The following is a 19,757-nucleotide window of genomic DNA, read 5'->3' as shown; positions in this document are numbered from 1 at the left end:
AACGCCTTGGCGTGGCGTCACGCCTGCGGGGGCCCAAGGCGCGTGCGTGGCGAGCCGGTCAGTGCCGCCCGCCTGCCGCGCGCGAGCCCGGGTTCAGCGCTCGCGCGCGCGGAACGCGGCAGCGCCCGGGAGGCCTTCGGCCGTGAGCGTCGCCATGCCGTGCCGGAACTCGTTCGTCAGCGCCGCCTCCTCGGTGAGGCCTTCCGCCTCCAGCGCCGAGAGGCGGTCGTTGCGCAGGCAGGTCTGCGGCAGGCCTGCGATCTCGCGGGCCAGTTGTTCCGCCGCCTCGCGCTCCGTCCCGGCGGGGACGATCCGGTCGGCCAGTCCGATCGCCAGTGCCTCGGCGGCGTGGACCTCGCGGCCGGTGAGGATGAGGTCCATCGCGCGGCCCGCGCCGACCAGGCGCGGCAGGCGGACCGTGCCGCCGTCGATCAGCGGGACGCCCCAGCGGCGGCAGAAGACGCCGAAGACCGCGTCCTCGGCCGCCACGCGCAGGTCGCACCAGACGGCCAGTTCCAGTCCGCCGGCCACCGCGTGGCCGGCGACCGCGGCGACGACGGGCTTGCCGAGCCGCATCCGGCTCGGGCCCATCGGGCCGGGGCCCTCGGGAGAGAGGGTGTTGCCCTGCGGGCCGTCCGCCTCCTTCAGGTCGGCGCCCGCGCAGAACGTGCCGCCCTCTCCCCACAGGACGGCCACCGACGCGGTCTCGTCCGCGTCGAACTCCGCGAACGCGCGGTACAGCGCGTCCGCGGTGGGGCCGTCCACGGCGTTGCGCCGCTCCGGGCGGGAGAGGACCACCGTCCACACCGGCCCGGAGCGTTCGATCCGTACTGCGTTCACCCGCACCACCCGTGAAGTACCGGACAACTCAGGGGAGCAGGGTATCCAGGAAGGAGTTGGAGAAGATCCGTCCCGGGTCGTACCGGTCCAGCGTCGACAGCGCCGTGTCCCAGTTGGCGCCGGTCGGCTGGCCGGCCCGGTAGGCGGCCGGGATGGTGGTGCCCAGCACGGTCGGGTCGGCCCAACAGGCCGAGCCGGAGTAGGCCCAGCCCTTGGACCACTCGGCGCGCACGGCCGCGTAGCTGCCGGTGTAGTTGGAGAGCACCCACTGCTCGGTCTCGCGGTAGAACTGCTGCGACTGCGGCGTGCCGGGGATCGTCAGCAGGTCCATCCAGACCGCCGTGTCCCACTGCGGCTGGTCCGGTCTCGGTCTGACCGCGCTCAGCAGCGGCTCCACCGCGCCCGGGACGCCGCAGTCGGCGGCGTTGTCGAGGCCGGTGACCCGGACCTCCCACGGGCCGTTCATGGGGTACTGGCCCGCGGCCTTGTACGTGTTCAGCTGCCCGACGAGGTAGCTGTAGAACTCGCTGACCACGCGCTGGATGTCGGCCCGCCGGCACAGGATGGTGTAGCCGTTCGCGGTCACCTGCAGCGTGGTCGGGCGCACGTACAGCGTGGTGTTCTTGGCCCAGCCCCAGATGTCCCAGGTGCCGGTGGCGATCAGCCCGGAGCCGACGATGCTCATCTCCAGGTTCTCGAACGTCGGCGTCACCGACACGTCCCCGGCCACGATGTCGGAGATGTACTGCGACTCCTGGCTGCTGACCGAGTCGGAGAAGCTGTAGTTGAACGGGCTGTCCACCTCCTTCGAGAACCACGGCTTGCTCGGCGTGACCGACCAGACCTTCAGCCACGGCACGGTCGTGAACGGGAACCAGATCGTCTCCACCCGTCCGCTCTGCTGCACCAGCGCCGCGAACGAGCTGGATCCGGCCGAGGCCGGCGGCGCGAACAGGTCGGTGACCTGCGTGGTGTACGTCGAGACACAGCGCAGCCGCACGTTCGCGCCGACCCGCAGGGTGGCCTCGGTGACGAAGGCGCGGCCGAGATTGACCAGGAAGGCACCGATGTCGGGATCGTTGCGCTGGAAGGTCTTGAGTACGTAGGCGCTGCTGCCCGGGTCCCAGACCACGGCGGTCAGCGAGACGACCAGGTTGCTGACCGTGCCGTAGGTCTTTCCGGAGATCGGCGTCTCGCCGTTCGCGGGCACCGAGGTGCCGTGGCCGTCGATCGCGAGGACGCCACCGAGGGTCAGGTCGCCCGGCGCGGGGGTGTTCGTCAGCCCGTAGCCCGCGCCCTCCAGGGTGGTCAGCAGGTTCGTCATGGTGATCCCGGCCTGCGCGGTGACGCTGGCGGGGGAGCCGGAGTTCACGGTGACGCTGGTCAGGTGCTGGGTGGTGTCGACGAGCACGAAGTTGCCGGTGGCTCCGTTCGGCTCCAGCAGCGGCGACCAGCCGTGTCCCATGCCCTTGGCGCGCAGCCGCCAGCCGTTGGCGTAGGCCCAGTTGGCGAGGGTGACCACGTCGGCCGGGGTGGTCGGCGCGCAGGTCCACGTCGGGTCGAGCTGGATCTCCCCGGACCAGTTGCGGAAAGCCTGCTGGTAGACGGGGATCGAGGCGGGGAAGTTCGGGGGTGCCGCGGTGGCCGCCTCCGCGGGAGTGACCCTGAAGGCGGGCGTCCACGAGGCGGCTCCCAGGGCGGCGCCTGCTGCGGTCGCGCCCAGGAAGGCGCGGCGCGACAGGCGCGCGCGGTCGTGCTGATCCATGACTGTCCTCCGGTCGGCTCGGGTGGGAGCACAGCCGTGTGGACGCGGCGGCCGAGAGTGGTCGGGGGCGCACGCCGACACACGGCGGGAAGGGATGGATGAAAGCGCCGGGCGGTGCGGTCCCGCGCGGGCGTCACGCCGGCGATGCGGGCACGGCGGGACAGTCGGGTGGCGATGGGTGAGCCGAGATTCGAGCGCGACGCCGAAGAAGTCAAGACACGCAAGGCGCGGACCGTGCTGTCGCTCGTGCGAAGGGGGTACCCGAGGGGGAGGATTAGCCGTAAACGACCCATAGCGCCCACGGCGGGGACCGCCGGGAGCGTGACGGGCCGGGTGCCGCGTCCGCGTGGAGGGTCACATGAGTACGTCCGTTCCGCCGCCCGACGGCCCCTCTGGCCGCTCGGAGTCGAGTTCCTCGGGTGGCTCGGAGTCGAGCCCCTCGGGCGGCTCGCCGGGCCCCGAGCAGCCCTCCGGCCCCGGCCGCCCCTGGGGAGCCGAGCACTACGACGGTCCCGGCGGCCTCATCGGTCCCGGTGCCCACTCCGGTGCCACGATCGTCGTCGCACCAGGCGAGGTCTCCGGGTCGGGCTCGGGGGAGAAGGGACTACGGGGCAACGCCCTCGGCCTCTTCTCCTCGGTGGCGATCGGCCTGGCCTCCACCGCCCCCGCCTACAGCCTGGCCGCCACCCTCGGTCTGATCGTCGTCGGGGTGGGCCTGCAGGCGCCGATCATCACCATCCTGGCGTTCATCCCGATGCTGCTGATCGCCTACGCGTACAAGGAGATGAACGCGGTCGACCCGGACTGCGGCACCACCTTCACCTGGGCGGCACGGGCCTTCGGGCCGCGCACCGGCTGGATGGGCGGCTGGGGCATCATCGTCGCCGACATCATCGTCATGGCCAATCTGGCCCAGATCGCCGGCTCCTACGGCTTCCAGCTGGTCGGCCACGCGTCACTGGCCTCCAGCACCCTGTGGACCACGATCGCCGGGGTCGTCTGGATCATCCTGATGACCTTCATCTGCTACATCGGCATCGAGATCTCCGCCGCGCTGCAGCGGGTGCTGCTCTGCGTCGAGATCGCGATGCTGGTGCTGTTCTCGGTGACCGCCCTGGTCAAGGTCTACGGCAGCAACGCCCCCGGCAGCTCGATCCACATCTCGGGCTCGTGGTTCAACCCCTTCGACGTGCCCAGTGCGAGCGCGCTGACGGCCGGCATCCTCTCCGCGGTCTTCATCTACTGGGGCTGGGACACCGCCGTCTCCGTCAACGAGGAGACCGCCGACAAGACCCGCACCCCCGGGCGGGCGGCCGTGATCTCGACCGTCCTGCTGCTGCTGATCTACGCCCTGGTCTCCACCTCCGCCCAGGCCTTCGCGGGCGTCGGCGACAAGGGCATCGGCCTGGCCAATCCGGACAACTCCGGGGACGTGCTCTCCGGCCTCGGCAGCGCGGTCTTCGGCAGCACCGGCCTGGGCTGGTTCCTGTCCAAGCTGCTCATCTTCATGGTGCTGACCTCGGCCGCGGCCTCCACCCAGACCACGATCCTGCCGACCGCCCGCACCAGCTTCTCCATGGCCCTGCACAAGGCCATCCCGTCCCACTTCGGCCGGGTGCACCCGCGCTTCGCCACGCCCACCTGGTCGACGATCGCCATGGGCCTGGTATCGATCGCCTTCTACGTGCTGCTGACCCGGATCAGCAGCAACGTCCTGTCCGACTCGATCTCCTCGGTCGGCCTCGGCATCGCCTTCTACTACGGCCTCACCGGGTTCGCCTGCTTCTGGTACTTCCGCAAGGTGCTCCGGCGCAGCGCCCGCGACCTGTGGTTCAAGGGCATCTTGCCGCTGCTCGGCGGCATCATGCTGCTCTACTTCTTCTGCTACGCCGCCTTCGACGTCTACGCCGACCCGAACTACGGCCACACCTCGATGACCCTGCCGCTGGTCGGCAAGGTCGGCGGCGTCTCCGTCATCGGCATCGGCGCGCTGGTGCTCGGCTTCGTGCTGATGCTGATCCAGTGGGCCGTGCAGGGCTCCTGGTTCCGTCACCCCGACGTCCCGGTGAGCGCGGCGACCGAGGAGGAGGTCGCCGCGCTCGAGGTCAGGAGCGGCCCGGAGGCTTGATCCGTCCCCAGACCGGCTGGGGCACCGGGTGCGGGTGTCCCGGCGGCCGGTGCGACCGCAGCCCGGCGCAGGGATCCGCGTCGCGTCGGCGGTGGCAGGACGGGCTCGGCGCGGGCGAGATGCTCGCACCGGCTGCCGTCGCGGGGCCGCTCGGGCTCGCGCTGGGCCCGGCCGACGCGCTCGGGCCCGGGGAGACGCCCGGCGTCGGGCTGACGCCCGGACTCGCCGAGCCGGACGGGGAGGCCGAGGCCGATGCCGAGCCGCTGGGCGACGCGGACACCGAGCCGGACGGGCTCGCGGACGGGCTCGCGGACGGCGATCCGGACGGCGATCCGGACGTGCTGGGCGACCCGGATGGGCTGGGCGACCCGGACGGCGTCGGGGACGCGGTGGGCAGCGGAGGCGGCTGGTCCGACAGCATCTGCTGGTAGATGGCACTCGACTCCGGATTGGCGTCGCAGTTCAGCACGCCGTGCGGGCAGTAGTCGGTGATCGTCTGGTACAGCGTGTCGTGCGTCTCGATCCAGTTGATCATGTCCCGCATGAACTCCGGATCGTCGCCGTGCCGGAACATGCCCCACTCCGGGTAGGAGACCGGCTTGTGGTGCCGGGCGGCGAAGCGGACCTGGTCCAGCAACCCGTACTGCTGGGTCACGTAGTCGGCGAAGGTGTCGCCGGGGCCCTGGTCGTAGTTGTCCGTGCCGATCACGTCGGTGACGTCGTCGCCCGGGTAGCAGTCCGTCCACGGGTGGGCGTCCGGCCCGCGGTTCGGGGTGAAGTCGAAGCGGAACGCCTGGCCCGGCACGCTGCGCATGACGTTGACGATCCGGCGCCAGTAGGCCTTCCAGTCCGTCGGGTCCGGCCCGCAGCGGCTGGTGTAGGTGATGCCGTTCATCTCCCAGCCCAGCGTGATCACCGTGTCCGGCACACCGAGCGCGACCAGCCGGCGGGCCAGCGTCAGGAAGTGCGCGTCCTCGGCCCCGGCCGCGGCCTGCTGCAGCAGTGAGGCGACGTCGTCGTCGCTCAGGCCGTCCTCGTTCTGCGCCTGCATCGGCACGGCCAGCACGAAGATCCGGTCCGGGCGGGCCAGCCGCCACTGCGCCCACGGTGCCAGGAGCGACGGCGCACCCTCGATGTCGGACCAGTTGTTGCCCGGGAGGTAGGTGTGGCCGACCTGGAGGTCGGCGTTGTGCAGCCAGCCCGAGAGGCGGGTCTGCCGGTCCGCGGCGAAGTCGGAGCCGACGAAGGCCCCGAACGGCACCGCGTGGGCGGGCAGCACGGTCGGGTCCGACCAGGGTGACGTGTCCGCGGTGGAGAGCAGTGCGTCCCCGCTGCGGTTCCGTCCCAGCCCCACCCCGGGCGTGGGCGCGAGCCATCGCGCCCCGGCGGAGAAGGCGAGCAGCAGCGCGCTCATGGCAAAGGCCAGAACCGCGAGCAGGCGACGCTGTGACATGCGTTCAGCGTATGGACTGATGAACCGTCAGTGCGCGCGGTGCAAGCTGAATGAGCGTCATCAGTCACTCGTTCGAGGGAGTCAGCCGCCGAGCAGGCGGTCGATCTGCTCCGCCGGGACCGCACGGCCGAAGTGCCAGCCCTGGGCCGAGTCGCAACCGGTGAGTCGCAGTTGCTCGGCCTGGGCCGCGCTCTCCACGCCCTCCGCCGTGACGGTGATGCCGAGCACGTGCGCCAGCCGTACCAGTGCGGTGACGATCTTCTCGTCCACCGCGTCCCGGACCTGCTCGTCGAACCCCTCCACGAAGGACTTCGCCAGCTTCAGGACGTGCACCGGCAGCCGGCTCAGATAGGCCAGGTTCGAGTAGCCCGTGCCGAAGTCGTCGATGGCGATCCGCACGCCCATCGCGTCGAGCGCGTGCAGCGCCTCCACCGGGCGCCCGGCCGGGCCCATCACCGCGCTCTCGGTCAGCTCCAGCTGCAGCAGCCGGGCCGGCAGCCGCGTGCGGCCGAGGACCTCCGCCACGTCCGCGACCATGTCGGAGTCCCGGAACTGCCGGGCCGCCAGGTTGACGCTGACCAGCGGCTGAGCGTCGGGAAAGCGGTCCATCCAGGAGCGGGCCTGGCGGCAGGCCGTCTCCAGGACCCAGTGGCCCAGCGGGACGATCGCCCCGGTCTCCTCGGCGATCTGGATGAAACGATCCGGCGCCAGCCGGCCGAACTCCGGATGCCGCCAGCGCACCAGCGCCTCCACGCCCTGCAGCCGCCCCGTGGCCAGCTCGACCAGCGGCTGGTACTCCAACAGGAACTCGCCCCGCTCCAGTGCGGGACGCATCGTCGTCGCCAGCACCTGACGTGTCATCTGCGAGGCGATCCGCTCCGGGTCGTAGAGCGCCCAGCGGGACCGGCCGTCCGACTTGGCCCAGCACAGCGTTGCGTCCGCGTCCTTGACCAGCTCGGTGGGGGAGGTGCCGGAGACCGGGCGCTCCACCACCCCGACGCTGGCCGTGGCGGCCACCCGCTGGCCCGCCAGGTCGTAGGGCGGACCGAGGATCTCGACGACCTCCGAGGCGAGCGCCGTCAGCTCCTCCGCCCCCGCGCTGCGCGGCACCAGCACCGCGAACTCGTCCCCGCCGACCCGCGCGACCAGATGGCCGCGCGGCGAGAAGCGCTGCTCCAGCCGCCGCGCGACGGCCACCAGCAGCTCGTCCCCGACCGGGTGCCCGAGGGTGTCGTTCACCGCCTGGAAGCCGTCCAGGTCCAGGTAGCAGAGCCCGATCCGCTGGTCGGCCTCGGCGCAGGCGCCGGCCAGGCGGTCGAAGAAGAGCGCCCGGTTCGGCAGCCCGGTCAGCGGGTCGTGCATCGACTGGTAGTGCAGGCGGTCGCCGAGGCGGCGCGCCTCGGAGACGTCCTCCACCATGGCCAGGGTGTAGAGCGGCTCACCGGTGGAGTCGCGGATCAGCGAGACGGTGATGTTCGTCCACACCGCGTGCCCCTGGCGGTGCCGCAGCCGCTTCTCCAGCCGGACCCGGTCCAGCTCGCCGCGCACCAGCTGCCGGTAGACGTGGCGGGCCCGCTCCTCCACGTCCATCAGCTGATGGATGTGCATCCTCATCAGCTCGGGCACGGTGCACCCGAGCATCTCGGCCAGGGCCGGATTGGCCTCGATGATCAGATCGTCCCGGTCGACCAGCGCCATGCCGATGCCGGCGTCGACGAAGGCCGCCCGGAAGCGGTTCTCACTGGCCCGCAGCGCGTCCTCGAGACGGCGCCGATCCACCGGGCTGCTGATGTCCTTGCTGTTCGCACCGGCCCCTGCCATGGGGGGCGGCCGGAACTCCTCGAGCCGACCCAGGGCATCCAGAGCGCCGACGGCGCTGAGGGCGCCGATGTCCTCGGGAGAGCCGGGGGGACCGGACGGGCCACTACGCACGGTGGCGATCGTAGGCACGGGCCCTGGGGGCAATCCAGCATTCCGGGGCCGATTCACCCCCTCGTGGGGGGCACACGCGGACCGCGTGCGCCCCCGTTCACCCGTCCGGGTGGCGAGCCGGGTCTGCCCTGACCGGGTTGCTCAGGTCGGGCTGCTCGGCCGGGGCCGCTCGGGCGGGGCCGCTCAGCCCAGGGAGGCCGTGAGCGTGATGGTCGTGCCGCTCAGCGCCTGGCTGACCGGGCAGTTGGCCTTGGCGTCCTCGGCCGCCTTGACGAAGCCCGCCTCGTCCAGGCCTGGCACGGTGCCGACGACGGTCAGGTGGATGCCGGTGATGCCCGTGCCGGGCTGGAAGGTGACGTCGGCCGTGGTCTCCAGCTTGGTCGGCGGGGTGCCGGCCTGGGCCAGGCCGTGGGAGAGGGCCATGGAGAAGCAGGAGCTGTGCGCCCCGGCGATCAGCTCCTCCGGGCTGGTCTTTCCGTTCGCCTGCTCGGCGCGCGAGGGCCAGGAGACCGGGAACTCGCCGATCCCCGAGGAACGCATGGCGACGACGCCGTTGCCCTCCAGCAGGTTGCCTTCCCAGGTCGTTTGCGCGGTACGGGTCGTGGCCACGGGGGGCCTCCGTTCGATGCTCAGTGCTCTGTTGACAGGCCGTCACCCATCCTAGGAGCCGCCGCACCGCTTCACCGGGACGCGGGCCTCACGACCGGGCGAGCGTCATCACCGCGAAGTGCGCGCCGGACGGGTCGCCCGCGACGCACAGCCGCCCGTAGGGCGAGTCGAAGGGCCCGTGCAGCACCGAGCCGCCGAGCGCGGCGATCTGCTTCGCCGTCTCGTCGACGTCCGCCACCGCGAAGTACACCGACCAGAACGGCTGCCCGCCGCCCGCCGCCAGCTCGTGAGCCGGGTCCGTCGCCCGGAGCCGCCCGCAGACCTGCCGGTCGGAGCCGGCCGGGGTCCAGGTGGTGTAGTCGAAGTTGGTGCCGTCGCCGATCTGCTCCTGCTTGTAGTCGAAGAGCCCGGCGTAGAACGCGTCCGCGGCGCCGCCCGCCGTCGTGTAGACCTCGTTCCAGCACATCGCCCCCGGCTCCCCGTAGAGCGCGGCGCCCTCGTGCCCGCCCGGCTGCCACAGGCCGAAGGAGGCCCCCTGCGGGTCGAAGGCGAACGCCAGCCGGCCGGCGGCCGGCACGTCGTGCGGCCCCATCGCGATCTTGCCGCCGCCCGCCTCGACCGCCGCGATCGTCGCGTCCACGTCGCCGGTGCGCAGGTAGACGTTCCACGCCGGCGCCAGGCCCTCGGCGCTGGGCGGCGGGGGCATCAGCGCGGCGACCGGCTTCCCCTTCCACAGGCACATCGTGTAGTGCCCGTACTCGGGGCCCTTGTCCTGGAACTCCCACCCGAGCACGGCGCCGTAGAAGCGGCGCGAGCTCTCCAGGTCGGGGGCGTTCAGGTCGGCCCAGCAGGGGGCGCCGTCGGGGTACGAGGTGACGTCGGGCATCGGGCCCTCCGGAGGGTGGGGGAGTCTTCGGGATTCTGGAGCTGGAACGACAGCCACGATTCCCGGCCTCCCCGCCCCCCGCAACCGCACGCGTCCATCCGGTCACCGTGCGTGTGTTGCGCCTGTGTTCACCTGGTGTCTACGCGCGTCACGCGACATCGGGTACACTAGGGGCAGATCTACCGAGACCAGCTACATCTGCCTGAAGCAGAGTCGGCTAGACCGCTCGGCGGCCGCGGCGCGCACCCTCTCCGGTGCACGACGCGCGGTATCTACCCCGGTCGACGCACCAGAGGACGACCCTCGGCGCCCGGGGCACCACCCACATGCTCCCGCGCGCTACCAGGCAGCGGAGAGACCTCCCCACATGGCCCGTCCGTTCGGTTACGGCGCGCTGCTGCGCACCCCCGGCGCCTGGACCTTCCTGCTGCCCGCCTTCGTCGCGCGCCTGCCCTACGCGATGCTCGGCCTGGGCACGGTCCTGCTCGTCCTGGACACCACGCACTCCTACACCACGGCCGGTGCCGTCGCCGCCGTCGCCTCGATCACCCAGGTCGTCGGCGCCCCGCTGACCGGTCGCCTCGCCGACCGGCACGGCCAGGCCCCCGTGCTCCTCCCCTGTCTCGCCGTGCACGGCGGCTCCGTCGTCACCCTCGTCGTGCTGGCCCTGTCGGGCGCGCCGGTGTGGTCGCTCTTCGTCGCCGCCGGCGTCGCCGGCGCGTCCCTGCCGCAGATCGGCGCCATGGTCCGCGCCCGCTGGCTGCACGCCCTCGACGGCCGCCCCGAGGCGGTCTCCTCGGCCTTCGCCTTCGAGTCCGTCACGGACGAGCTCACCTTCGTCCTCGGCCCCGTCCTCGCCACCACGCTCTGCACCGTGATCGCCCCGGCGGCCGGACTCACCGTGGAGGCGGCCCTCACCGTCCTCGGCGGCCTCGCCTTCGCCGCGCAGCGCCGCACCGCCCCGCCGGTCCGCGCCGCGTCCGCGGCGGCCTCCGCGCCCGCGCTGTCGCGCCCCGGCGTCCGCCTGCTGGTCGTCGCCCTGCTGGGCGTCGGCTCGGTCTTCGGTGCGCTCCAGGTCTCCATCACCGCCGCCAGCGAGGCGGTCGGCCAGGCGGGCCTCAGCGGTGTGGTCTACGGCCTCTTCGCCGCCGGCAGCGTGCTCGCCGGCACGGCGTTCGGCGCGATCCACTGGAAGCGCTCCCCGCGCTTCCGTCTGCTGGTCGCGTACGGGGCGCTGGTCCTGGGCACGTCCACGCTCTGGGCGATGCCGAACCTGTTCACCCTCGCGGTGGCGGCGTTCTGCTGCGGCCTCGCGATCGCGCCCACGCTGATCTCCGCGTACACGCTGGTCGAGACGCTGGTCGACGCGGGCGCGAAGACGGAGGCGTTCACCTGGCTCACCGGCGCGATCGGTCTCGGCCTCGCCCTGGGCTCCACTGCGGCCGGGCGCCTCATCGACGCCCACGGTGCGGCTGGCGGCTTCCTCGTCCCCGCCGCTGGCGCCGCCCTCGGCTTCGCCGCGCTGCTCACCTTCCGCGGCCTCCTGGTCCCCTCGGCGGGCACCCGCACGGTCGCGACGTCCCGCCGCGAACCGGCTCACGCCGCGCACTGAGGCAGCGCCTCAAGGGCCTGCGGCTCCGCCGCGTCGTCGCGGGGACCATCGATGTGCGGATGGCGCTGCGCGTCGTGGGCCATCCGCATGCGGGTGGCTTGTCGCGCAGTTCCCCGCGCCCCTGGGGTGGTGCAACGGCCTGGGGGAGTGCATGCGACCGTGGGGTTGCGTCCGCGCTGGGGGTACCTCCCGGCCGAAGACTGGGGGAGGGGCGGCAGGTCGGAACAGGCCTGCGCGGATGGCTTGTCGCGCAGTTCCCCGCGCTCCTGGGTGGTGCAACGGCCTGGGTGAGCGCATGCGACCGTGGGGTCGCGCCCGCGCTGGGGGTGCCTCCCGGCCGAAGGCTGGGGGAGGAGCCGCAGGTCGGAACAGGCCAGCGCCCGGGTTGCCTCAGTGGGTCCGCGTGCCCAGGACGACCGTCGCGTCGTAGTCGTCCGAGGAGGCCGCCGTCGCGGCCAGGCCGCCGGCCGTGAACGCGGCCACGGCCGCGGGTTGCTGGCGGTCGCTCGTCTCCACCAGGACCACGCCTCCGGGCGCCAGCCACTCCCGTGCCGCCGCCGCGACCCGCCGCATCACCGCGAGGCCGTCGGCGCCGCCGTCCAGGGCGACGCGGGCCTCGTGGTCGCGGGCCTCGGCGGGGAGGAAGGGGAGGTCGCTCGTCGGCACGTACGGGGTGTTGGCCAACAGGACGTCGATGCGGCCGTGCAACGTGTCCGGCAGGGCGGCGAAGAGGTCGCCGGTCCAGACCCGGCCGCCGTAGCGGGCCACGTTCCGCGTGGCGCAGCGCACCGCCGCCGGGTCGATGTCCGCGGCGTGCAGTTTCACGGGGAGGTCGGGCGCGCCCAGCCGCGCGGCCAGGGCCGCGCCCAGTGCGCCGCTGCCGCAGCACAGGTCCACCAGAATCCGGCCGGCGGCCCGCGCCACGGCCTGTTCGACGAGGAACTCCGTCCGGGGGCGGGGGACGAAGACGCCAGGGTCCACCTCGATCCGCAGCCCGCAGAAGCGGGCCCAGCCGAGCACGTACTCCAGTGGCTCGCCCGCCGCGCGGCGTTGCACCAGCACGTCCAGAGGTTCCCGCGTCTCCGCCGCGGCGGCGAGCAGCAACTCCGCCTCCTCCTCGGCGAAGACGCACCCTGCGGCGCGGAGGCGGGCCACGACGGAGGAGAGGACCGAGGAGCCGGAAGGTGCGGTCATCGACATCCTCCGTAGTGGGAAACGCCGAAGGGCCCCCTCGCCGAAGCGAAGAGGCCCTCCAACCGTCTGTGCGCCGCCAGGGACTCGAACCCCGGACCCGCTGATTAAGAGTCAGCTGCTCTAACCAACTGAGCTAGCGGCGCCTGCTGACGTGGAAGACATTACAGGAAGCCGTCGGAAATACCGAATCGGTATCCTGGCCGCCCATCCAGAGCCGACCACAGGGGAGTGCATGTCCGAGAGCCACGCCGAGGTCGACCCGTATGCGAAGGCAGAGCTCGAGCGTCTTCGCGGCAGCATCGACAACATCGACGCCGCGATCGTGCACATGCTGGCGGAGCGCTTCAAGTGCACCCAGCAGGTCGGGCGTCTGAAGGCCGAGTACCGCTTGCCGCCCGCCGATCCGGGCCGGGAGCGGGAGCAGATCGAGCGGCTGCGGGAGCTTGCCTCCGCCGCCCGCCTCGACCCGGCCTTCGCCGAGAAGTTCCTCAACTTCATCATTGCGGAGGTCATCCGCCACCACGAGCAGATCGCCGCGGAGGACTGAGGCAGGACCGAAGCAGGACCGACGGAACCGACGGCGCACCGCGCCCGTGTCGACGCCCTCCACCCCACTCCCCGCAGCCGGACGATCTTCGGCGTAGGGTCGAAGCGGACACACAGGCCGCCAGGGGTGGAGGGTGACATGTTCGAGCTCGGTACGGACGGGCCGTCGGTGATCGTCGCAGGCATCGACGGTTCCGACTCCTCGATGCGCGCCGCCGCGTACGCCGCCGGGCTGGCTCGCCGGCAGGGGGCCAAGCTGGCCCTCGTCTACGTGCAGCCGCTGAGCGCGATGGGCGGCGCGGATGTCGGCGCCGCCGTCATGCAGGCGGAGCAGCAGGTCGCGGACAAGCTGCTCGCGGAGATCCGCGAGGCCGCCGAGCGGGTCCAGGAGGGCCAGGGCGTCCGCTGGGAGTTCTACAGCCAGCCGGGAGACCCGTACCAGGGCATCGTCGACCTCGCCGACCGGCTCAAGGCCGACGGCGTGGTGATCGGCGCCTCGCAGAAGGCCGGCCATCGACTGGTCGGCTCGGTCGGCGTCCGGCTGGTCAAGGCCGGCCGCTGGCCCGTCACCGTCGTGCCGTGATGGGGGTGCTGGGGGCACGGGGAGTGGTGAGCTCGCTGACGTGCGCCCCCATGCTCTACGGTGTTGCCCGCCCAGGTAAGTAAGAGCGGTAAGAAAATCCGACTCGAACCCATGACGGGAGCCCTTCGACCATGAGCGCCTCCGGTGGCACGAAGGCCGTCCTCGCGGCCCTCGGCGCCAATGTCGCGATCGCGGTGTCCAAGTTCGTCGCGTTCGCGTTCAGCGGCTCCTCGTCGATGCTCGCCGAGGGCGTGCACTCGCTGGCGGACTCCGGCAACCAGCTGCTGCTGCTCCTCGGCGGACGCCGCTCCCGCCGCGCCGCCGACGAGGCGCACCCGTTCGGCTACGGCGCCGAGCGGTACGTCTACGGCTTCCTCGTCTCCGTCGTGCTGTTCACCATCGGCGGCGTCTTCGCCCTCTACGAGGGCTACGAGAAGGTCCGTCACCCGCACCCGATCGACGCCTGGTACTGGCCGGTCGGTGTGCTGCTGTTCGCCGTCGTCGCCGAGGGTTTCTCCTTCCGCACCGCGATCGGCGAGGCGCGCTCGCTGAAGGGGCGTCAGTCCTGGCGCCGCTTCATCCGCACCGCGAAGGCCCCCGAGCTGCCGGTGGTCCTGATGGAGGACTTCGGCGCGCTGATCGGTCTGGTCCTGGCCCTGTTCGGCGTCGGCCTTGCGGTGATCACCGGGAACGGTGTCTGGGACGGCGTGGGCACGATCTGCATCGGCGCGCTGCTGGTCTGCATCGCGCTGGTGCTGGCGGTGGAGACGAAGTCGCTGCTCCTGGGCGAGGGCGCGGGCCCCGAGGTGGTGGCCCGGGTGCGGACCGCGCTGCTCGACGGCCCGGACGTGGACTCGGTCATCCACATGCGCACCCTGCACCTGGGGCCGGAGGAACTGCTCGTCGCCGCGAAGATCGCCGTCCCGGCCGACGCGGACGCACGGCGCATCGCGGCCGCGATCAACGCGGCCGAGGCCCGCGTCCGTGCGTCGGAGCCGACGGCCCGCGTCATCTACCTCGAACCGGACCTCTACAGCGAGTCCGAGGCTGCGGCAGGACCCGACCCGTCCGCAACCCCGGGCGGGCGCTGAACCTCTCGCTCGTGCCCGGTTGCCCTGGATGGTGCCACTAGCCGTTCGGGAGGATGACCGCGCGGCCGTTGACCTTGCCGGCGTGGAGGCGTTCGTACGCCGCCGGGGCCTCGTCGAGGGAGTACGTCTCGACGTGGACCTCCACCGCGCCCGCGCGGGCCAGGTCCAGGACCTCGATCAGCTCGCCGCGGCTGCCCCAGTACGGTGCGCGGACCGCCGCGTCGTACGGGACGGTGCCGAAACCGACGGGCAGGCTGCCACCACCCAGGCCCACGATGGTCACGTCGCCCTCCACCGCCACGGCCGCGCCCGCCGTCGCCGCGGTCGGGCCCGCGCCGACGAAGTCGAAGACCGCCTCCGCGCCCAGACCGCCGGTCAGCTCCCTGATCCTCGCGGCCGCGTTCGCGTCGGAGCGGACCACTTCGTGCGCGCCGACCTCGCGCGCCAGGGCGAGCTTCTCCTCGCTGACGTCTAGGGCGACCACCCGCGCCGCGGTCATCGCCCGCAGCAGCTGGATGGCGACGTGGCCGAGGCCACCCGCGCCGATGACGACGGCCGTGCTGCCGGGCACCAGCTTGGGCAGCGACTGCTTGATCGCGTGGTACGGCGTCAGCCCCGCGTCCGTCAGCGGGACGGTGCGGACGGGGTCGAGGTCGCCGAGGGGCACCAGGTGACGGGCGTCGTCGACCAGCAGGTACTCGGCGATCGCGCCGGGCGCGCCCAGCCCGGGCGCGGCGATGCCCAACTGCTTGGCGCGCAGGCAGTAGTTCTCCCTGCCCTGGGCGCACTTGGCGCAGACTCCGCAGCCCCACGGTCCGTAGACCGCCACGGAGTCGCCGACCGAGACCCCGGTGACGCCGTCGCCGAGCGCGGCGACGGTGCCGGCGCCCTCGTGGCCGAGAGTCAGCGGGAGCGGGAAGGGCAGGGCCTCGGCCGGCCAGCTCATCACCGCGATGTCGGAGTGGCAGACGCCGGCGGCCGTGACCTTCAGCAGCACCTGCCCCGGGCCGGGCTCGGGATCGGGGACGGTCACCACCTCGGGCGCCGCGCCGACGCTGCGGTACTGGAGCGCTTTCACCCTGCGGACTCCTTGAGGGTCGTGGGAAGAACCTGAGTCGGGCTCGGCCCAGTCTTGCCGGTTACGCGAGCCGCCGTCACCGCTTCGGCGATCCGGCGCCTCACATCGCCGGAGCCGCGAAGCCGACGGCGAACAGCACCAGCCAGCACAGCTCCAGCATGATCATCACGGTGTCCCTGATCAGCAGGTCCTCGATGTGGCTGGTCGTCCCGCGCGAGGTGAGCCGGTCGAACCGGACGAGCGCCGCGACCAGCGGCAGCACCGTCGCCACATGCCACACCCGCTCGCGCGGGTCCGGCTCCATCAGCGCCCACGCGAGGTACGCCGCGACCATCGCCAGGGCGATGACGCGCTGCGCGACCCGCAGGCCGGGGGCCGTGTAGTGCTGCAGCGAGGGCCGATGGGCGGCGGCCGGGCCGCCCAGGCCGGCCAGCTCCGTGTGCCGCTTGGCGGTCGCCACCAGCAGCGCGCCCAGGCTGCACACCAGCACGAACCAGCCCGACGGCGGGACCTGCGAGGAGGCCGCGCCGCCCAGCGCCCGCAGCACGAAGCCGGAGGCCACCAGCGTCAGCTCCAGCACTGCCAGGTGCTTGAGGCCCAGGCTGTAGAGGAAGGAGGTGACCAGGTAGGCGGTGACCGCGACGGTCAGTCCGTAGCCGGGAGCCGTCAGGCTCAGCGTCAGCGCTGCGACCAGGCACAGCCCGGCCACCATCACCGCCGTGCCCTCGCTCAGCTCGCCCGAGGCGATCGGGCGGCGGCACTTGCGCGGGTGCTGCCGGTCACGCTCGGCGTCCACGGTGTCGTTGACGAAGTAGACCGCGCAGGAGGCGAGGGTGAAGACCACGAAGGCCAGCGCGGCTCCGCCCAGCGCACTGCCGCCGCGCGCCTCGAACTGTCGCGCGGTCAGCTCCGAGCCGGTCAGCGGCGCGGCGAAGACCAGCAGGTTCTTCACCCACTGACGCGGCCGCGCGGTCCGCAGCAGCGCGGACGGAACCCGCACCCAGGCGCCCCGCCGGACCGCCTCGACGTCGAGGGGGAGCGGTGGCACGGGCGGTTGCGCCGGCCGGATCGGCTGAGGGGCGCTCATCGCGCGAACACCGCGGTGAAGTCACGCGAGGTGTCCTCGTAGTACCGGTCGGCCGGACGCTCCTGGTTCGGCAGCAGCTTGACCGGCGTCGGGTTCGCCGGGTCGGGCTGCGCCTTGTAGTACATGAAGGACATCCACGCCGGGTTGATGTCGAGCTGCATCGCCCGCACCGCGCCTGCGCTCGCCAGCAGGTCCCCCAGCGTGCGGACGGACAGGGCCGGCCCGTACGCGTAGAGCAGGCGCCCGTCGGCGGTGACGCCGACACCGGAGCGCCAGACGAAGTACTTGCCGGCGATGGTCAGGCCCCAGCCGCTCTCGACGTTGTTGTCGACGCTGTCGGGCACCTTGCCGTGATCGACGATCAGCTTGAGGTTCTGCCTGACGCCCGTGACGTTCGGCGTCAGCGTCGCGTCCCGGCCCCAGTCGGCGACGGTCGCCTTGCCGTCCTTGGTGAAGACCAGCGAGGCGGCGCCGTCGGTCAGCGTGCCGCGGGTGGTGCCGTTGAGGTAGAAGCCGCCCTGCGCCTCGTCGTTGATGACCTTGAAGCCGCCGTTGAAGGTGGCCAGCAGGCCGGTGCGCTGCCCGGTCGGGATGGTCGGCGGGACGCCCCAGTTGCCCGGCCCCGGGTCCGACTCGCCCGGGTGGAGTGCGAAGCGCACCAGGCGCTGGTCCATGGAGACCACGGCGGCGACGTAGGAGGTGTGCTCGTTGTCGGGCCGCAGGAAGGCCCCCAGCAGCGCAGGCGTCCCGTCGACGTTCTCCAGCGTCTGCCAGGTGCCCTCGCCCGGCAACGGCGCACCGGCGGGGGAGACCAGCCGGGCCGGGACGATCGGCTTGAGTGCCGGCTTGGTCGTGGTGTTCTGCACCGGCGCGCCGTTCGGGGCCAGTGCCATGGTCGGCTTGCCGCCGATCTTCGGCGGGTGCGCCTTGTACTGCTGGTCCTCCAGGAAGGTCACCACCGGACCGAGGTGGTGGTCACGGGCCCACTCCGCGACGCGCGCGACGACGCTGTCGTCACCCGGCGCGGCGAGGGCTGAGCCTATGGACCAGCAGAGCCAGACGAAGAAGACCCCGATCAGCGCGAGCACGGCCTGAACGCTGCGCATCCGCAGCAGGCGGCGGGTCCGCCGGAAGTGCTTCTTCGCCTGCGGCTGCTGCGGCTGCTGCGGCTGCTGCTGCGCCGGCTGCTCGGTCGACTCGGGCGGTGTCTGCGCGCCGTCGGGCTGCGCGGGCTCCTCGGCGGGGTTCTCCGAGACGGACTCGGGCGACGCTGGTATACCCACGCGGACCTACTTCCAGCCGGGCGCGCAGCGGCGCGCTGAGCACGGGAGAGACGGCCTCCGCGGTGGGTGCGGGCGTGACGCGGGTCACGGGCGGCCGTCTGGTCCCACGCTAGGAATCCGGAACCGGAGCCGCCTGTTCAGCTAGGCAGGACGGGTTACCCGATCTGACGGTCCGCAAGAACCTGCAGGCGGGGCGGGGTGATCCGTTGCCGTGACCGGGCCCGAGGCCCTGCTCGCCCGTGTCCCTGCGCGCGGCTGCTCGTGCCTGTGGCTGTGCTCGTTGCTGCGCCCGTGCCTGTGCCCGTGCCGGCGCTCTTGCTGCGCCCGCGCCTGTGCCCGTGCCGGCGCTCGTTGCTGCGCCCGCGCCTGCGCCCGTGCCGGCGCTCGTTGCTGCGCCCGTCCCGTGCTCCGTGCCGGCGCTCGTTGCTGCGCCCGTGCCTGCGCTCGTGCTCCGTGCCGGCTGCGTGGGCCCGGCGGGGCCCGGCGCCCGGTCGCGCCTGGTGCGTGAGCCCGGTGGTGGGTGCCGTCGGGGCGCGGGGCGAAGGCCGAGGTTCGGCTGCGCCCGTCGGAGAGCGGCGATGGCGGCGCCGGGGTTCCCGTGGCGGGCGGTCGGCGGAGCACCTCGGTGGCGTCGTGCTGCCAGTGGCTCCGATTCCGGTTCTGGCGCGGCGGCCGATGGGCGTGGTGTGCCCGCGCCTTCGGGACGGCCCCTCGGGCCGCGCCGGGAGCCTGGCGTACCGTTCGCCGGGCACGGCCGCTCACCCGGCACGGCCGTGTAGCCGTGCCGGGCGAGCGGCGGGCTCAGGCGCCGTTCGGGTCCACGGTGATCACACGGACGTCAGGCGCCACGTGGGCCTTGACCAGCTCTCCGTTGGGGTGGTCGTTCGTGTCGACCCAGGCGCGGGCGGAGCCGGCGTCCCGCCCGCCCGCTCGCTGTCGGGCGAGGAGGCGGGCGTCGCGGATCGCGTCCGGGGTGGCCAGGAACCAGAGGGCGTCCAGCTGCTCGCGGACCTCGGACCAGCCCGGTCCGCCCGCTGCACCCGCGGCGAGGTAGTTGCCCTCGGTGACGATCAGGCGGGTCTCCGGGGTGACCAGGTGACGCGCTGCAACGGGCTCGTGCAGGGTGCGGTCGTAGTCGGGCACGTACACCGGCTCGCCGGGCGTCGCCGCGCGCAGCCGCCGCAGCAGGGCCAGGTAGCCCCAGACGTCGAAGCTGGGCGCGGAACCCTTGCGCGAGGAGAGACCCAGTCGTTCCAGCTGGGCGTTGGAGAGGTGGAAGCCGTCCATCGGGACGTAGGCCGCCGCGCCCGGGCCGAGGCGTTCGCAGAGCGCGCCCACGAGGCCGACCGCCAGCGTGGACTTGCCCGCGCCGGGCGCACCGGCGATGCCGAGCAGTGCGCGACCGCCCGGCGGGGGCGTGAGCGCGGCGGCGTCCGCCACGAGCTGTTGCCTGTCCACCGCTGCCGCTCCCTCGTTCCGAAGGCTCCGGGCAGTGCTCCCGGAAACGCCGGAGGGCTCCCCCGCCGAAGCGGAGGAGCCCTCCAACCGTCTGTGCGCCGCCAGGGACTCGAACCCCGGACCCGCTGATTAAGAGTCAGCTGCTCTAACCAACTGAGCTAGCGGCGCCTGCTGACGTGGAAGACATTACATGACCTGGGACCGAAACACCG

16 protein-coding genes and 2 tRNA genes are annotated in these 19,757 nt (G+C 72.7%); 5 read left to right on the top strand and 13 right to left on the bottom strand.

What is annotated here, in order from left to right; all coding sequences use genetic code 11:
- Window positions 1-93: 93 nt before the first annotated feature.
- Complete coding sequence (locus BMY61_RS20005; protein WP_042450323.1) at window positions 94-840, bottom strand: crotonase/enoyl-CoA hydratase family protein; 747 nt, start codon at window positions 838-840, stop codon at window positions 94-96.
- Window positions 841-868: 28 nt separating this feature from the next.
- The gene (locus BMY61_RS20000) at window positions 869-2,605 is read right to left on the bottom strand and encodes a cholesterol oxidase substrate-binding domain-containing protein (RefSeq protein ID WP_042450196.1); all 1,737 of its coding nucleotides are present in this window, start codon (window positions 2,603-2,605) and stop codon (window positions 869-871) included.
- Window positions 2,606-2,963: 358 nt separating this feature from the next.
- Here BMY61_RS20000 and BMY61_RS19995 point away from each other — a divergent pair, with 358 nt between their 5' ends.
- A complete protein-coding gene (locus BMY61_RS19995) occupies window positions 2,964-4,733 on the top strand; it encodes an APC family permease (RefSeq protein ID WP_075003987.1) in 1,770 nt (589 codons plus the stop codon).
- Here the strand turns inward: BMY61_RS19995 and BMY61_RS19990 are convergent.
- The 4 genes from BMY61_RS19990 to BMY61_RS19975 all read right to left on the bottom strand — a co-directional run bounded on the left by BMY61_RS19990 (window position 4,711) and on the right by BMY61_RS19975 (window position 9,613).
- The gene (locus BMY61_RS19990; RefSeq protein ID WP_236656083.1) at window positions 4,711-6,186 is read right to left on the bottom strand and encodes a glycoside hydrolase family 26 protein; all 1,476 of its coding nucleotides are present in this window, start codon (window positions 6,184-6,186) and stop codon (window positions 4,711-4,713) included. The two genes, BMY61_RS19995 and BMY61_RS19990, sit on opposite strands and share 23 nt — an antisense overlap.
- Before the next feature lie 81 nt (window positions 6,187-6,267).
- Window positions 6,268-8,118 (bottom strand): putative bifunctional diguanylate cyclase/phosphodiesterase, encoded by a 1,851-nt coding sequence (locus BMY61_RS19985; RefSeq protein ID WP_236656082.1) that lies wholly within the window; start codon window positions 8,116-8,118, stop codon window positions 6,268-6,270.
- Between the two features lie 183 nt (window positions 8,119-8,301).
- Window positions 8,302-8,727, bottom strand: a complete 426-nt coding sequence (locus tag BMY61_RS19980) for an OsmC family protein (protein WP_042450192.1) — start codon at window positions 8,725-8,727, stop codon at window positions 8,302-8,304.
- An 88-nt stretch (window positions 8,728-8,815) separates the two neighbouring features.
- Window positions 8,816-9,613, bottom strand: coding sequence for a VOC family protein (locus BMY61_RS19975; protein ID WP_042450191.1), 798 nt, complete (start codon window positions 9,611-9,613; stop codon window positions 8,816-8,818).
- Window positions 9,614-9,980: 367 nt separating this feature from the next.
- Here BMY61_RS19975 and BMY61_RS19970 point away from each other — a divergent pair, with 367 nt between their 5' ends.
- Window positions 9,981-11,225, top strand: a complete 1,245-nt coding sequence (locus BMY61_RS19970) for an MFS transporter (protein WP_042450189.1) — start codon at window positions 9,981-9,983, stop codon at window positions 11,223-11,225.
- A 390-nt stretch (window positions 11,226-11,615) separates the two neighbouring features.
- Here BMY61_RS19970 and BMY61_RS19965 read toward each other — a convergent pair whose 3' ends face one another.
- Together BMY61_RS19965 and BMY61_RS19960 are read right to left on the bottom strand one after the other, a co-directional pair.
- Window positions 11,616-12,419, bottom strand: a complete 804-nt coding sequence (locus tag BMY61_RS19965; RefSeq protein ID WP_042450187.1) for a putative protein N(5)-glutamine methyltransferase — start codon at window positions 12,417-12,419, stop codon at window positions 11,616-11,618.
- Window positions 12,420-12,488: 69 nt separating this feature from the next.
- A tRNA-Lys gene (locus BMY61_RS19960) sits at window positions 12,489-12,562 on the bottom strand.
- Window positions 12,563-12,651: 89 nt separating this feature from the next.
- Here BMY61_RS19960 and BMY61_RS19955 point away from each other — a divergent pair.
- From BMY61_RS19955 to BMY61_RS19945, 3 genes are all read left to right on the top strand, one after another.
- A complete protein-coding gene (locus BMY61_RS19955; protein ID WP_042450185.1) occupies window positions 12,652-12,966 on the top strand; it encodes a chorismate mutase in 315 nt (104 codons plus the stop codon).
- A gap of 138 nt (window positions 12,967-13,104) precedes the next feature.
- The gene (locus tag BMY61_RS19950) at window positions 13,105-13,548 is read left to right on the top strand and encodes a universal stress protein (protein WP_042450183.1); all 444 of its coding nucleotides are present in this window, start codon (window positions 13,105-13,107) and stop codon (window positions 13,546-13,548) included.
- 131 nt (window positions 13,549-13,679) lie between these two features.
- A complete protein-coding gene (locus tag BMY61_RS19945) occupies window positions 13,680-14,639 on the top strand; it encodes a cation diffusion facilitator family transporter (protein WP_042450181.1) in 960 nt (319 codons plus the stop codon).
- A 37-nt stretch (window positions 14,640-14,676) separates the two neighbouring features.
- On the opposite strand, the gene BMY61_RS19940 is transcribed toward BMY61_RS19945, so the two are convergent.
- From BMY61_RS19940 to BMY61_RS19920, 5 genes are all read right to left on the bottom strand, one after another.
- Complete coding sequence (locus BMY61_RS19940) at window positions 14,677-15,717, bottom strand: NAD(P)-dependent alcohol dehydrogenase (protein WP_042450179.1); 1,041 nt, start codon at window positions 15,715-15,717, stop codon at window positions 14,677-14,679.
- 100 nt (window positions 15,718-15,817) lie between these two features.
- Window positions 15,818-16,804 carry a decaprenyl-phosphate phosphoribosyltransferase gene (locus BMY61_RS19935; protein WP_052438853.1) on the bottom strand — a complete coding sequence of 329 codons (987 nt, stop codon included), beginning with the start codon at window positions 16,802-16,804 and terminating at the stop codon, window positions 15,818-15,820.
- Window positions 16,801-18,087, bottom strand: a complete 1,287-nt coding sequence (locus tag BMY61_RS19930) for a phosphodiester glycosidase family protein (RefSeq protein WP_042450177.1) — start codon at window positions 18,085-18,087, stop codon at window positions 16,801-16,803. Before BMY61_RS19930 ends, BMY61_RS19935 begins: the two co-directional genes overlap by 4 nt.
- Window positions 18,088-18,888: 801 nt before the next feature.
- On the bottom strand, window positions 18,889-19,545 hold the full coding sequence (locus BMY61_RS19925) for a nucleoside/nucleotide kinase family protein (protein ID WP_042450175.1): 657 nt from the start codon (window positions 19,543-19,545) through the stop codon (window positions 18,889-18,891).
- Between the two features lie 94 nt (window positions 19,546-19,639).
- Window positions 19,640-19,713, bottom strand: a tRNA-Lys gene (locus tag BMY61_RS19920).
- Between the last annotated feature and the right edge of the window lie 44 nt (window positions 19,714-19,757).

It is taken from the genome of Streptacidiphilus jiangxiensis, assembly GCF_900109465.1.
Taxonomy (GTDB): domain Bacteria; phylum Actinomycetota; class Actinomycetes; order Streptomycetales; family Streptomycetaceae; genus Streptacidiphilus; species Streptacidiphilus jiangxiensis.
Note: the sequence above shows the minus strand (reverse complement) of the source record. Positions and strands in the feature narration are given on the sequence as shown.

What these genes read in the sequence shown, in the direction of transcription:
- BMY61_RS19970 (WP_042450189.1), top strand. Translation starts at nt 9,981, where the DNA reads ATGGCCCGTCCGTTCGGTTACGGCGCGCTGCTGCGCACCCCCGGCGCC.
- BMY61_RS19950 (WP_042450183.1), top strand. Translation starts at nt 13,105, where the DNA reads ATGTTCGAGCTCGGTACGGACGGGCCGTCGGTGATCGTCGCAGGCATC.
- BMY61_RS19990 (WP_236656083.1), bottom strand. Translation starts at nt 6,186, where the DNA reads ATGTCACAGCGTCGCCTGCTCGCGGTTCTGGCCTTTGCCATGAGCGCG.
- BMY61_RS19935 (WP_052438853.1), bottom strand. Translation starts at nt 16,804, where the DNA reads ATGAGCGCCCCTCAGCCGATCCGGCCGGCGCAACCGCCCGTGCCACCG.
- BMY61_RS19975 (WP_042450191.1), bottom strand. Translation starts at nt 9,613, where the DNA reads ATGCCCGACGTCACCTCGTACCCCGACGGCGCCCCCTGCTGGGCCGAC.
- BMY61_RS19965 (WP_042450187.1), bottom strand. Translation starts at nt 12,419, where the DNA reads ATGACCGCACCTTCCGGCTCCTCGGTCCTCTCCTCCGTCGTGGCCCGC.
- BMY61_RS20000 (WP_042450196.1), bottom strand. Translation starts at nt 2,605, where the DNA reads ATGGATCAGCACGACCGCGCGCGCCTGTCGCGCCGCGCCTTCCTGGGC.
- BMY61_RS19955 (WP_042450185.1), top strand. Translation starts at nt 12,652, where the DNA reads ATGTCCGAGAGCCACGCCGAGGTCGACCCGTATGCGAAGGCAGAGCTC.
- BMY61_RS19945 (WP_042450181.1), top strand. Translation starts at nt 13,680, where the DNA reads ATGAGCGCCTCCGGTGGCACGAAGGCCGTCCTCGCGGCCCTCGGCGCC.
- BMY61_RS19995 (WP_075003987.1), top strand. Translation starts at nt 2,964, where the DNA reads ATGAGTACGTCCGTTCCGCCGCCCGACGGCCCCTCTGGCCGCTCGGAG.